At 69.1% G+C, this 12850-nt stretch carries 12 protein-coding genes; 8 read left to right on the top strand and 4 right to left on the bottom strand.

All coding sequences use genetic code 11. The features are described from left to right. From Q8M88_RS09090 to Q8M88_RS09060, 7 genes are all read left to right on the top strand, one after another. A partial coding sequence (locus tag Q8M88_RS09090) for a hydantoinase B/oxoprolinase family protein (protein ID WP_305596575.1) occupies nucleotides 1-2749 on the top strand: 2749 nt, incomplete at its 5' end. Nucleotides 2750-2784: 35 nt separating this feature from the next. Next, nucleotides 2785-3453, top strand: coding sequence for a hypothetical protein (locus Q8M88_RS09085; protein WP_305596573.1), 669 nt, complete (start codon nucleotides 2785-2787; stop codon nucleotides 3451-3453). Between the two features lie 422 nt (nucleotides 3454-3875). Next, nucleotides 3876-4073, top strand: coding sequence for a hypothetical protein (locus tag Q8M88_RS09080; protein ID WP_305596571.1), 198 nt, complete (start codon nucleotides 3876-3878; stop codon nucleotides 4071-4073). 94 nt (nucleotides 4074-4167) lie between these two features. Then, on the top strand, nucleotides 4168-5049 hold the full coding sequence (locus Q8M88_RS09075; protein WP_305596569.1) for a dienelactone hydrolase family protein: 882 nt from the start codon (nucleotides 4168-4170) through the stop codon (nucleotides 5047-5049). Nucleotides 5050-5073: 24 nt separating this feature from the next. Next, a complete protein-coding gene (locus tag Q8M88_RS09070) occupies nucleotides 5074-6156 on the top strand; it encodes an NADH:flavin oxidoreductase (RefSeq protein ID WP_305596567.1) in 1083 nt (360 codons plus the stop codon). Nucleotides 6157-6184: 28 nt separating this feature from the next. Beyond that, nucleotides 6185-7111, top strand: a complete 927-nt coding sequence (locus tag Q8M88_RS09065; RefSeq protein ID WP_305596565.1) for an ABC transporter ATP-binding protein — start codon at nucleotides 6185-6187, stop codon at nucleotides 7109-7111. After that, complete coding sequence (locus Q8M88_RS09060) at nucleotides 7108-7869, top strand: ABC transporter permease (protein ID WP_305596563.1); 762 nt, start codon at nucleotides 7108-7110, stop codon at nucleotides 7867-7869. Before Q8M88_RS09065 ends, Q8M88_RS09060 begins: the two co-directional genes overlap by 4 nt. 3 nt (nucleotides 7870-7872) lie before the next feature. On the opposite strand, the gene Q8M88_RS09055 is transcribed toward Q8M88_RS09060, so the two are convergent. From Q8M88_RS09055 to Q8M88_RS09045, 3 genes are all read right to left on the bottom strand, one after another. Continuing rightward, the gene (locus Q8M88_RS09055) at nucleotides 7873-8988 is read right to left on the bottom strand and encodes an acyltransferase (RefSeq protein ID WP_305596561.1); all 1116 of its coding nucleotides are present in this window, start codon (nucleotides 8986-8988) and stop codon (nucleotides 7873-7875) included. 110 nt (nucleotides 8989-9098) lie between these two features. Beyond that, a complete protein-coding gene (locus Q8M88_RS09050) occupies nucleotides 9099-9701 on the bottom strand; it encodes a hypothetical protein (protein ID WP_305596559.1) in 603 nt (200 codons plus the stop codon). A 79-nt stretch (nucleotides 9702-9780) separates the two neighbouring features. Then, nucleotides 9781-10212: a hypothetical protein gene (locus Q8M88_RS09045; RefSeq protein WP_305596557.1), complete on the bottom strand. Its 432-nt coding sequence runs from the start codon at nucleotides 10210-10212 to the stop codon at nucleotides 9781-9783. A gap of 155 nt (nucleotides 10213-10367) precedes the next feature. Here Q8M88_RS09045 and Q8M88_RS09040 point away from each other — a divergent pair, with 155 nt between their 5' ends. Beyond that, nucleotides 10368-10925: a pyridoxamine 5'-phosphate oxidase family protein gene (locus Q8M88_RS09040; protein ID WP_305596555.1), complete on the top strand. Its 558-nt coding sequence runs from the start codon at nucleotides 10368-10370 to the stop codon at nucleotides 10923-10925. On the opposite strand, the gene Q8M88_RS09035 is transcribed toward Q8M88_RS09040, so the two are convergent. Continuing rightward, nucleotides 10909-12850 (bottom strand): vitamin B12 dependent-methionine synthase activation domain-containing protein (locus tag Q8M88_RS09035; protein ID WP_305596553.1); only part of this gene is annotated, 1942 nt, incomplete at its 5' end. The two genes, Q8M88_RS09040 and Q8M88_RS09035, sit on opposite strands and share 17 nt — an antisense overlap.

Below are 12850 nucleotides of genomic sequence, written 5' to 3'. Positions count from 1 at the left end.
AGCCGGCGCGGACGCCGTGCTGGGCTTCGACATGGGCGGCACCTCCACCGACGTTTGCCGTTTCGCCGGTCGGCTGGAGCGGCGCGACCTCGCCCGCGTGGCCGGCGTGCGGCTGCGCAGCCCGATGCTCGACATCGAGACGGTGGCGGCCGGCGGCGGCTCGATCCTGACGTTCGACGGCTTTCGAGCGCGCGCCGGGCCGGCCAGCGCCGGGGCCGATCCGGGGCCGGCGGCGTACGGACGCGGCGGGCCGGCCACGGTCACCGACGCGAACCTTGTGCTGGGCCGGCTGGACCCAGCAGGCTTCCCGGCGGTGTTCGGTCCCGCCGGCGACCGGCCGCTCGACGTGGAAGCGTCCCGCTCCAAACTGGCTGAACTGGCTCGGGTGATGGGCGCGCCCTCTCCCGAGGCCGCTGCGGAAGGTTTCGTCGCCGTCGCCGTGGAACAGATGGCTCAAGCGGTGCGACGCATCTCCACCGAGCGCGGCTTCGATCCGCGCAACCACGCCCTGGTGGCGTTCGGCGGCGCTGCCGGCCAGGTCGCCTGCGAAACCGCCGAGGCGCTGGGCGTCGAGACGGTGATCTGCCCGCGCTATGGCAGCGTGCTGTCGGCCTGGGGGGTCGGCCAGGCTCAGGTCAGCGCCCTGCGGCTGGCTGGGCTGGAAGCTCGACTGGACGCCGACGGCCTGAGCCGCGCGGGTGCTGCGCTGGACGCGGTCCAGGCGCAGGCGTGCGCCGATCTCGCAAGCCAGGGCGCATCGGCCAGCGAAACACGGCGAACCCTGTCGCTGCGCTACGACGGCGCAGACGCGGAACTGCCGATCGCGGAAGGGGGCTTGGCGCGGGTCCAGGCGGATTTCGACACGGCGCACCGGCGGCTGTTCGGCTTCGTCGAGCCGGACCGCGCGGTGATCATCGCCGCGGTGGAGGCCGAGGCGACGTCGGCGGGACCTGCGCTCGCCGCGGCGACCTCCGGCGAGCTGCGCCCGCCCCCGCCGGCTCGGACGACGCAGACGTGGTTCGGCGGGGCGCTGCGCACGACGCCGGTGATCGACGCCGACGCTCTGACCACCATCGAGGGCCCAGCGCTGATCGTGCGCGACGACACCCAGATCGCGCTGTCCCCCGGCTGGCGCGCGCTCCGCGAGGCCGACAGCATGATCCGGCTGACGCGGCTCAGCGCGCGGTCGGTCCCACAGGTGTCGCTCGATACGCCCGATCCGGTGACGCTGGAGCTGTTCAACCGCCGCTTCATGGGCGTCGCCGAGGCGATGGGCGCAGCGCTGGAGCGCACGGCGCACTCGGTGAACATCAAGGAGCGGCTCGACTTCTCCTGCGCGCTGTTCGACGCCGACGGCGGGCTGGTGGCCAACGCGCCGCACATGCCGGTTCACCTGGGATCCATGGGGGCCAGCGTGCGCGCTGTCTGCGACCGCCATCCCTGCCTGTCACCCGGCGATGCCTATGCGCTGAACAACCCCTACGCCGGGGGGACGCACCTGCCCGACATCACCGTGGTCATGCCGGTGTTCATGGACGCGGCGCGAACTCCCGCCTTCTATGTCGCCGCGCGCGGCCACCACGCCGACGTGGGCGGCGTGCAGCCGGGATCCATGCCGCCGTTCTCCACCTCGATCGACGAGGAGGGCGTGATGTTGGACGCGGCGCCGATCATGCGCGGCGGCGAATTCCTTGAGGTCGAGACGCGCGCCGCGCTTTCCGCCGGCCGATGGCCCGCGCGCGCGCCGGAGCGCAACATCGCTGACCTGAAGGCCCAGATCGCCGCCTGCCGGGCGGGCGCCGACGCGGTGGCGCAGATGATCGACGCGCACGGCGCCGAGGTGGTCGCCTGCTACATGGGCTTCGTCCAGGAGAACGCCGCCCAGGCGGTGCGCCGGGCGCTGGGCCGGCTCAGCAATGGCGAGGCCAGGACGCCGATGGACGGCGGCGGCGAGATCGTGGTGCGGGTCTGCGTCGACCGGGAGGCGCGCACCGCGGTGCTGGACTTCACCGGATCGGCCGACCAGCTAGGCTCGAACTTCAACGCGCCGGCTTCAATCGTCGACGCGGCGGCGCTCTATGTGTTCCGCACCCTGGTGGACGACGATATACCGCTCAACGCTGGTTGCCTGCAGCCGCTGGGCGTGGTGACGCGCCCAGGGTCGATGCTGCAGCCGGCCCCGCCCGCCGCGGTGGTCGCCGGCAACGTCGAGACCAGCCAGCACGTGGTCGACGCCCTCTACGCGGCGCTGGGCGTCGCCGCGAACAGCCAGGGATCGATGAACAACTTCACGTTCGGCGACGCCGACCGGCAATACTATGAGACCCTGTGCGGCGGCGCGGGCGCGACGGCCGACGCCGACGGGGCGAGCGCAGTCCACACCCACATGACCAACTCCCGACTCACCGATCCCGAGATTCTGGAGCGGCGCTTCCCCGTGCGGGTCGAGCGGTTCGGCGTGCGGCGAGGCTCTGGCGGCATTGGCGCAAGGCGCGGCGGAGACGGCGCGGTGCGGCGGATCGCCTTCCTGGCGCCGATGCAGGCCGCCCTGCTGTCGACCCGCCGAGAGCACGCGCCGCAGGGAATCCGCGGCGGTGGGCCGGCCCTGGCCGGGCGACAGCGTTTGATCGCCGCCGACGGGACGGCTAAGGAGCTTGGCGGCTGCTTCTCTATCGACGTGGCCGCCGGAGACGCCATCGAGATCGAGACGCCTGGCGGGGGCGGCTTCGGTCGCCCTGGCGAACCCTGAACCCTGGCCACCGTCGTTTCGCGAGAGCTCCCAGAATGTCCGCCCTGCTGTTCGTCATCCTCGCCCTGTTCACCGCCGACGACCCGGCCGCCGCGGCCGATGCGCCGACCCAGACCGCGCCCGCCGTGGCCGAGGGAACCGAGGGGCCGGCGTTCCCGGTCGGGGCGCCGCACGACGACTACGGCCTGGTGTCCTGGTGCTACGGGTCGCTGCGCGGCTACCTCGATCTGCACGACGAGGTGATGCCCGAGGTGACCCGCATCGAGACCACGTTTCGAAGGCCTGGCTCGAACCTCGCCGAGGATCTCGAGGTCTACGCCGACATGCAGCGCGATGGCCGCAAGTCGCTGGAGCAGTTCGAACGCGCCATTGAGGCGGCCGAAAAGGCCAGCGTGCGCCCGATCGCCGCCATCGGCGCAGAAGCCGTAGCGCGCGGCCGCTCGACCTGGGCCGCCGCCCCGGAGATGCCCAAGGCCCGCGTGGCGCAGGAATGGATGAGCTGGGCGCTGCCGGCGGTTTGCGTCTCCACCGCCGAGACGCTCGAACAGCGCGCCCGGCTGATGGGGCCAGCCTTCCAGGTGAACGCCGAGCCGACGCAGGAACCCGCCACCGAAGCCGTCGCGGAGACGCCTGCGCCCGCGAACACGGAGCTCGGGGCGCCGGAAACCCAGCCGCTCTCCGACGCCGAGCAGCCGGCGCTCTGAACCCGGGCGTCGCTCGTCAACTTCTCCCGTTACAAGGGAAGAAGCCGGCGATCACAGCGGCGAATCTAGTGGGAGATGCAGGGCGTTTCGTCGTCTCGAAGGACCATACCCTGGTCGTCGAGATGGTCCATGATCCAGTATATCCTCTCGGAAACCGGGCATGAACGGATCATTGCGCGCAGCGCTTGATCCAGAGCTTCAAGTTGCTCGGGGTCAGAACTCAGGCGACGCATTCCAACTCCGAGCTTGGCCTTTGGGGCCGGTGGCGCATTAACTGTTGCGCCTAGGAAATGGTTCGAAATTTATCTGCAGGAAGATGAATCGGTCTGAGGGCGGCGAAGGCAAGCGGCCATGGCGAGTTCCCGCGTTCGGCGAGTCCTGTTCAGATGTCGCCTCGCCGGCGATATTCTGGCGGCCGCCTGGTGAAGAAGGAGCGCGCTGTGCTCGCCCGTTACGACATCCGCCGCGACGCCGATGGGTGGACCGTTTTCGATATCTGGACCGGAGAAACCGTTGTGGTCGGGGCGCCGCAAACGGGCCTGTCCCTCGAAGCGGCCTGCGATCTGGCCGAGCTGTTGAGCCGCCGCGCCCAGCGCGGCCTGCGCGACGTGCTGCAATAACAGCCTGACGTAAGGTGACGCGCGTCGCCGGATCGAGGATAGTGCGCCGCCGCCCGCCCAGAGGCGGATGAAGCACGCCTCCAGGGAGCGCGACATGCGAGACGAAACCACCCCCACCCCGGGTTCGACCCCCGAAGCTTCGAGCGCCGACTTCACCCTTTCACGGCGCGGGTTCGCCGCCCTGTCGGCGGCCAGCATGGCCAGCGCCGCAGGTTCGGCCCTGGCCGCCGATGTTGTCGAAAGCGACGTCATGGTGACCACGCCGGACGGCCAATGCGATGCAGCGCTGTTCCACCCGGCGGGCAAGGGATCGTGGCCGGCGGTCATCCTGTTCGCCGACGCCGGCGGCTTGCGACCGGTGAAACGCGACATGGGTCGTCGGCTGGCCGCTGACGGCTACGTGGTGATCGTCCCCAACCCCTACTACCGCAGCCGCAAGGCGCCGGTGCGCGCCACGCCGTTCGACTTCGGCAAGCCTGAGGATCGCGCCGAGCTCGCCGCCCTGCGCGCGCCGATGACCGCGGAGGCGGTCAGTCGGGATTCACTGGCCTACCTGAAGTTCCTCGACGCGCTGCCCCAGGTGAACGCCAAGGCCAAGGCCGGCGCTGTCGGCTACTGCATGGGTGGGGCGATGACCATGCGCGCCGCTGCAGCGGCGCCCGACCGGGTGGGCGCGATCTGCTCGTTCCATGGCGGCGCCCTGGTCACGGACGCGCCCGACAGTCCCCATCTGCTGGCGACAAAGATCAAGGCCGCCAGCTATTTCGGCGTCGCCGCCAACGACGACGAGAAGGAGCCTGAGACCAAGGTGACGCTGAAAGCCGCCTTGGACGCCGCCAAGCTGCCCACCAAGATCGAGGTGTACGAAGGGGCGATGCACGGCTGGTGCGTCAAGGGCTCGGCGGTCTACAATGAACCGCAAGCCGAGCGGGCGTGGAGCGAGATGACCAAGCTCTACAAGAGCCGCCTCACCTGACCCCTCCAACGCTTCCGGACGCCGATGACTTCTCTCTTCGAACCGCTCGCCTTTCTGCATGGCCCGACCCTAGCCAACCGCTTTGTGCTGGCGCCCCTGACCAACCAGCAGAGCCACCCGGACGGGACGCTTTCGGAGGAGGAGTTCATCTGGCTCACCCGGCGTGCGCAGGGCGGGTTCGGCCTGACCATGACCTGTGCGGCTCATGTCCAGCGGGTCGGCCAGGGCTTCCCTGGCCAGCTCGGCGTTTTTTCCGACGCTCATCTGCCGGGACTGACGCGACTGGCTGCGGCGATCCGGGCGGAGGGCAGCGTCGCCGCTCTGCAACTGCACCACGCCGGCATGCGCTCGCCGCAGGCGCTGATCGGCGAGGCGCCGCTGTGCCCTTCGGACGACGAGAAGACCGGCGCTCGCGCGATGACCGAGGCTGAGGTCGAGCAACTGATCGAGGACTTCATCGCCGCCGCGCAGCGCGCCCAGAAGGCCGGCTTCCAGAGCGTCGAGGTGCACGGCGCACACGGCTACATCGTCTGCCAGTTCCTCAGCAGCGAGATCAACAAGCGCACCGACCGCTTAGGCGGCTCGTTGGAGAACCGCGCGCGCGTGGTGTTCTCGATCGTCCGCGGCATCCGCGAACGCTGCGGGCCGGACATGCTGCTGGGCCTGCGGCTGTCGCCGGAGCGCTTCGGCATGAAGCTGGATGAAGTGCGTGAAGTGGCTCAGACCCTGATGCGCGAGGAGGCCATCGACTACCTCGACATGTCGCTGTGGGACGTCCGCAAGGAGCCGACCGACGAGGCGTTCAAGGGCCGGTCGCTGATGTCGTATTTCACCGACCTGGAACGTGGCGCCGTGCGCCTGGGCGTCGCCGGCAAGGTCTCCACCGCCGCCGAGGCCCAGTACTGCCTGGACGCGGGCGTCGACTTCGTGCTGCTCGGCAAGGGGGCGATCCTGCATGCCGATTTCCCCGAACAGGCGCGCGCCAACGCGCGGTTCGAACAGGCGCAGCTGCCGGTGAGTGCGGATTATCTGAGCGCCCAGGGCCTCAGCGACCCATTCGTCACCTATATGAAGGGCGCGTTCGCCGGCTTCGTCGCCGCCGAATAATCCATATTCTTTCGCGTCCGGGGCGTCCGTGCAGCCGATCATATCCGTCAAGGGCCTGAACAAGGCCTACGCCTCAGGCTTCACCGCGCTCCGCGACGTCGACCTGGATATCCGGGCGGGCGAGATCTTCGCCCTGCTGGGTCCCAACGGCGCCGGCAAGACGACGCTGATCAACATCATCTGCGGCATCGTCAATCCGACCTCGGGCACGGTGCTGGCCGACGGGTTCGACATCGTCCGCGACTACCGCGCCGCGCGCGAGAAAATCGGACTGGTGCCCCAGGAGCTGACCACCGACGCCTTCGAGACCGTGTGGGACACGGTGAAGTTCAGCCGCGGCCTGTTCGGCAAGCCCGCCAATCCGGTCCATCTGGAAAAGGTGCTGCGCGACCTGTCGCTGTGGGACAAGCGGTCCTCGAAGATCATGGCGCTGTCAGGCGGCATGAAGCGCCGGGTGCTGATCGCCAAGGCCCTGGCCCACGAACCACGCATCCTGTTCCTCGACGAGCCCACCGCCGGCGTCGACGTCGAACTTCGCCGCGACATGTGGGAGATGGTCCGCGCGCTGCGCGAAGGCGGCGTCACCGTCATCCTGACCACCCACTACATCGAGGAGGCCGAGGAGATGGCCGACCGCATCGGGGTGATCAGCAAGGGCCAGATCATCCTGGTCGAGGACAAGGCGGCGCTGATGGAGAAGCTGGGGCGCAAGCAGCTCACCCTCCAGCTCCAGGAGCCGCTGGCGGCGATTCCACCCGGCATGGCGGGCGAGCCCCTGGCGCTGTCTGAGGACGGAACGCAGCTCGTCTACACTTTCGACGCCCAGCACGAGCACACCGGCATCGCCGGGTTGCTGCGCCGGCTGGCCGAGCACGGCATCGATTTCAAGGATCTGCAGACCAGCCAGAGCTCGCTGGAGGAAATCTTCGTCAGCCTGGTGAGCGACCGGCCATGAACCTGCACGCGATCCGCGCCATCTACATCTTCGAGTTGGCGCGCACCTGGCGCACCCTGCTGCAGAGCATCGCCTCGCCGGTGATCTCCACGTCGCTGTACTTCGTGGTGTTCGGCTCGGCGATCGGCTCGCGGATGACCGCCGTCGACGGGGTCAGCTACGGGGCGTTCATCGTCCCTGGCCTGATCATGCTGGCCCTGCTCACCGAGAGCATCTCCAACGCCTCGTTCGGCATCTACATGCCGAGGTTCTCAGGGACGATCTACGAGGTGCTGTCTGCGCCGATATCCTATGTGGAGATCGTCATCGGCTATGTGGGCGCGGCGGCGACCAAGTCGGTGATCCTGGGTCTGGTGATGATGGCCACGGCCCGGTTGTTCGTGGCGTTCGAGATCGCCCACCCGTTCGTGATGCTGGCGTTCCTGGTGCTGACCTCGGTGACCTTCAGCCTGTTCGGCTTCATCATCGGGGTATGGGCCGACGGCTTCGAGAAGCTGCAGATCGTGCCCTCGATGATCGTCACGCCGCTGGCGTTCCTGGGCGGCAGTTTCTACTCGATCAGCATGCTGCCGCCGCTTTGGCAGAAGATCACCCTGTTCAACCCGGTGGTCTATCTGGTCAGCGGCTTTCGCTGGAGCTTCTACGGCGTCTCGGACGTGGCGGTGGGCCTCAGCCTGGGCATGACCTTGGGCTTCATGGCCCTGTGTCTGGCGACCATCTGGTGGATCTTCAAGACCGGCTACCGGCTGAAGGCCTGAGCGCTAAGCGACCAGCGGCGCGGGCTCGCCGATCCGCTCGCGGATCCACAAACGCGCCGGGCGTTCGATGAGAAAATGGATCGCCAGCGCCCCGGCCACCGCGGTGGGGATCAGCACCGCCAGCTCCCACGGCGCCAGCAGGTAGTGGCTGTCGATTCCGTGCAGGACCGACATTCCGTTCTTCCAGGCGACCAGCAGCGGGATGTGCAGCAGGTAGAGGGCGTAGGACGCCTCGCCCCCTTCGCGCAAAGGGCGCGCCAGCCAACCGGGCGCCTCGACGCCGGCCTTGGCGCACAGCGCCAGCGACAGCACCAGCAGCCCCGCGACGCCGATCAACACGCGCTCGTCGGCATGCAGGTGCATCAGCAGCAGCAGCCCGCCGCCCGAGGCGAGCGCGGCCGCGCCAGCCTGCGTGCCCGTCGGCGCCCAGCGCCGGCCGAGCTGATAAAGGGCGATCCCGTAGAGGAATTCCGGCGCAATGCGCGCGACGCCGACGTTGAACTCCGCATGGGTGAGCGCTTCGCCCGACCAGGCGCGATAGGCCTGGTCGATCACCAGGAAGCCTGCGACCGCTACGCCGAGCAACATCCAGGGCCTACGCCTCAGCGCGCCGGCCAGGGCCGCGAACAACGGGAACGCCAGATAGGCCGCCCACTCCGCCGACAGCGACCACGACGGGCCGTTCCACTCCACCGGCTTGTCGGCAGGGAACCAGGCGTGGATCAGCAGCAGGGTGCGCAGGAACCCCCAGACGTCATAGAGCTCGTGGTCGAACCCTGCGCCCACGGCCACCGCAGCGCCGGCCATCGCCGCCATGCCGGCCAGGATCAACAGGTGGGCGGGGTAGATCCGCGCGATGCGGGCCACGAGAAAGCGCCGATAGTCGAGCCGCCCAGCCATCGCCGCTTCGCCGTAGACGTGGAACAGCACGAAGCCGGACAGGATGAAGAACACGTCGACACCCAGGCGCGCGCGCTCGATCAGGCCACTCGCCGCATCGTCGCGCCACGGTTGCAGCAGGGTGTAGTGAAAGATCACCACGCCCAGCGACAGCCAGAACCGCAGGCTGGTCAGGCCGCCCATGGTCTGCGGAAACCCGTTCCGCTCAGCCTCGCTCATCCCAGCCCCGCACGATCCCCGTCGTATGCTCGCGCTATGAAGCGTCGCCTTGGCTTCGCGGCGCAACAGGGTTCTCGCTGCGCGGGATCGCAGGTGCGATGGGAGGCCCGCTACTTCACCGGCAGCATGAGGTGGGCGTAGGGCGTGCCGGCCCACATGACGTAGGGGGCGGAGGTGTCGGGCGTGGCGCTGGTCGGATAGCCCTCCATCATCCCGTCGGCGCCGACCACCATCACGTGGGGACCCGTCTTGATCCAGTTGTTGGTCGCGCTGGGGGCCTGGGCATGGGGGTCGGTGTTGCTGGCGTCGGTTCCGCCTTCCAGCATGTACATGAAGCCGACCTTGCCAGCGGGCGGGGTCTTCTTGCCCACCCAGGCGGCCGCCCACTGCATGGCGTTGGCGTCGCCGCACATCGGGTCAGGGCCAGGCGTCGCCGGATTGTCGGGCATGCAGGTGAAGCCGTTGGAGCCCTTGCGCAGCTCGCGCATGGCCCCGGTGGCGTCCATGGCGACGATCGCGGCCTTGTCGCCGACGGCCCGCGGGGCGGCGGACATCGCCGAGGCGATCATCGAAGCATCGCCCGCAGCGGGCGCCGCGGCCTTCATGTCCATGTGGCCGGGCGTGGATTTCTTCTGCGCCCAGGCCAGATCCGCGACCGAGCAGGCAGCCGCGGTCACCGCGCACAGCAACAACAACTTGTGGGAGTTCGGCATGAGGTGTCTCCGGTTCAGAGCTACTCACCGACCGTCACCATAACACCGTTGGAAGAACGTCGTAATGTCGTCTCCGTGATCAGCGCGTGCGCGGCCGGCGCACGACCCACACGTCGGAGCGGCCGTAGGCCGGCTGCATGATGATCAGCTCAGGCCCATCGCGACGGCCGGGATAGGCGGCCGGGCTCTCGGCCAGCGGCGGCCAGCTCGGCCCCCGCGCTGCGACGGCGCGGGCTTCGCTGACGCAGCCGAGGCCATCGTCCAGCTGCCCCCGCGGGCAGCCGGTGTCTGCGGGGTCGCGGTCGTCGCGGCGCGTCGTGGCGGTGGGCCGCGCCCGGCCGTCGGCGTCGCGGCACCAGAGCTGCTGGGTTCGCTGGCCGGTGTCGAACCACTGGCAACCGGCCGGCGTGTTCATCAGTTGCGCGAGTTGCATGGGAGCGTGGCGCTCGGCGGCGCAGGCCGCGCCCGCCGATCCGGCGGCGATCGCCAGGGCGATGATCATCAGCTTCATAGTCGCAGTCCCGAAATTCGCGTCCCGCCACAGCATCCCGCTTGAGCAGCGGTCCGTCAAACGACCTCGCGCGTCAGGCGCGCGCGGCTGGCCCGATAGCGGAGCTTGTGGCAGGTTCGCACGCCCACCGCCCTCCCCGGCAATAAAGGTCCGCCATGGCCGAGCAGTTTCCCGCGCTGACCGAGGCGCATCGCCGCTTCATCGCCCGTCAGCACATGTTCTTCACCGCCTCGGCCGCGCCGCACGGGCGGGTCAACCTGTCGCCAAAGGGCCTCGACTCCCTGCGGATCCTGGACGACGGCGTAGTGGTCTATCTGGACCGCACCGGCAGCGGCAACGAGACCGCCGCGCACCTGCTGGCCGACGGGCGACTGAGCATCATGTTCTGCGCCTTCGAAGGCCCGCCGCTGATCCTGCGGCTGTATGGACGCGGGCGGATCCTGCCGCGCGGCGGCGTCGATTACGAAAGCCTCCTGGCCGAACAGTTCGGCGGCGAGGAACCGCTGGGCTCGCGCCAGATGGTCGCCCTCGACATCGAGATGGTGCAGACCTCGTGCGGCTACGCCGTCCCCCACCTGGAGTTCGTCGGCGAACGTCCGGCGCTGGACAACTGGGCGATCGCCATGGGCCCCGACGGCTTGGAAACCTACTGGGCGCAGAAGAACATGGTCAGCATCGACGGCATGCCCACCGGCTTCACGTCGCGTAGCTGAGGATCGGGGCCAGCCAGCGTTCGGCGGTCTTGAGGTCCCAGCCCTTGCGCCGCGCGTAGTCCGCGACCTGGTCGCGATCGATGCGCCCGACGCCGAAGTAGTGCGCCTGCGGATGGGCGAAGTAGAGGCCCGAGACGCTGGCCGGCGGGTTCATGGCGAAGCTCTCGGTGAGCTCGATGCCAGCCTGGGCCTCGGCGTCCAGAAGCCGGAACAGCGTCGCCTTCTCGGTATGGTCGGGTTGGGCGGGGTAGCCTGCGGCCGGACGAATGCCGCGGTACTTCTCCTCGATCAGCATGTCGATGTCGAAGGGCTCGTCGGCGGCGTAGCCCCAGAGCTCGGTGCGCACCTTGCGATGCATGGCTTCGGCGAAGGCCTCCGCCAGCCGGTCGGCCAGCGAGGTCGCCAGGATCGCCGAATAGTCGTCGCCGGCGGCCTTGAACTTCGCCGCGACCTCCAGCTCTCCATGGCCGGCGGTGACCGCGAAGCCGCCGATCCAGTCGGGCCGCGTCCCCACAGGGGCGATGAAGTCGGCGAGCGCCGCGTTGGCGCGACCACCAGCGTCCTGGGCGCGGTCCTTGACCATCTGCTGGCGAAGCGTGTGCAGCCGGCCGAGTTCGGCGGTGCGGCTGGCGTCGGCGTAGACCACCACGTCGTCGCCATCGGCGTTGGCCGGCCAGAAACCGACTACGGCGCGGGCCTCGAACCACTTCTCGGCGATGATCTTCTCGAGCATCGCCTGGGCGTCGCGATAGAGGTCGCTCGCCGCCTCGCCGACCACCTCGTCCTCGAGGATCATCGGGAAGCGGCCGACCAGCTCCCAGCTCGCGAAGAACGGCGACCAGTCGATATGGCGCGCCAGCTCGGCGAGATCGTAGGCGTGGAAGGTGCGCGTGCCGGTGAATGAGGGCGCCGGCGGCTCGTAACCCGCCCAGTCGATGTCGAAAGCGTTGGCGCGGGCGTCGGCCAGGGGCGCCCGGGCGCGCTGGTTCTGGCCGCGGGCGAATTGCTCGCGCACGCGGACATATTCCTCGCGCGTCTCAGCCATGTGGCGCTCGCGCTCCTGCGACGACAGCAGGCCGGAGACCACGCCGACCGCGCGGCTGGCGTCCAGCACATAGGTGGTGGAGCCACTGTAGTTGGGCGCGATCTTCACCGCGGTATGGGTCTTTGAGGTGGTGGCCCCGCCGATCAACAGCGGCACGGTGAAGCCCCGGCGTTCCATCTCGCCGGCGACGAAGGCCATCTCATCCAGCGACGGGGTGATCAGGCCGGACAGGCCGATCATGTCGACGCCCTGGGCCTGCGCCTCGTCGAGGATGCGGTCGGCGGCGACCATCACGCCCAGGTCGACGACCTCGTAGTTGTTACACTGTAGCACCACACCGACGATGTTCTTGCCGATGTCGTGGACGTCGCCCTTCACAGTGGCCATCAGGATCTTGCCGGCGCTCTGCCGCGGCTGGCCTTCCTTCTCGGCCTCCATGAACGGCTGCAGGTAGGCCACGGCCTGCTTCATCACCCGCGCCGACTTCACCACCTGCGGCAGGAACATCTTGCCCGAACCGAACAGGTCGCCAACCACGTTCATCCCGTCCATCAGCGGGCCTTCGATGACGTGCAGCGGGCGCGCCACCTCCAGCCGCGCAGCCTCGGTGTCGGCCTCGATGAAGTCGGTGATCCCGTGGACGAGGGCGTGCGCGAGCCGCTTGGCCACCGGCGCCTCGCGCCAGGTGAGGTCTGGCCCCTTGGCCTCGCTCTTGCCGCCCTTGTACTTGGGCGCGAGCTCCACCAGCCGCTCGGTGTTGGAGATGTTGGTCCGCTGCGGCCGGTTGAGGATCACGTCCTCGACCGCCTCGCGCAGCTCGTCGGGGATGTCGTCGTAGACCGGCAGGTCGCCGGCGTTGACGATGCCCATGTCCATGCCG

The organism is Phenylobacterium sp. (assembly GCF_030693805.1).
Classification (GTDB): Bacteria; Pseudomonadota; Alphaproteobacteria; order Caulobacterales; family Caulobacteraceae; genus Phenylobacterium.
The sequence above is the reverse complement of the archived record's forward strand: the minus strand, read 5'-3'. Positions and strand labels throughout refer to the sequence as shown.

Coding starts and splice junctions, on each gene's coding strand:
- Q8M88_RS09060 (WP_305596563.1), top strand. CDS start 7,108: ATGAACCTGCACGCGATCCGCGCCATCTACATCTTCGAGTTGGCGCGC.
- Q8M88_RS09045 (WP_305596557.1), bottom strand. CDS start 10,212: ATGAAGCTGATGATCATCGCCCTGGCGATCGCCGCCGGATCGGCGGGC.
- Q8M88_RS09075 (WP_305596569.1), top strand. CDS start 4,168: ATGCGAGACGAAACCACCCCCACCCCGGGTTCGACCCCCGAAGCTTCG.
- Q8M88_RS09040 (WP_305596555.1), top strand. CDS start 10,368: ATGGCCGAGCAGTTTCCCGCGCTGACCGAGGCGCATCGCCGCTTCATC.
- Q8M88_RS09055 (WP_305596561.1), bottom strand. CDS start 8,988: ATGAGCGAGGCTGAGCGGAACGGGTTTCCGCAGACCATGGGCGGCCTG.
- Q8M88_RS09070 (WP_305596567.1), top strand. CDS start 5,074: ATGACTTCTCTCTTCGAACCGCTCGCCTTTCTGCATGGCCCGACCCTA.
- Q8M88_RS09050 (WP_305596559.1), bottom strand. CDS start 9,701: ATGCCGAACTCCCACAAGTTGTTGTTGCTGTGCGCGGTGACCGCGGCT.
- Q8M88_RS09085 (WP_305596573.1), top strand. CDS start 2,785: ATGTCCGCCCTGCTGTTCGTCATCCTCGCCCTGTTCACCGCCGACGAC.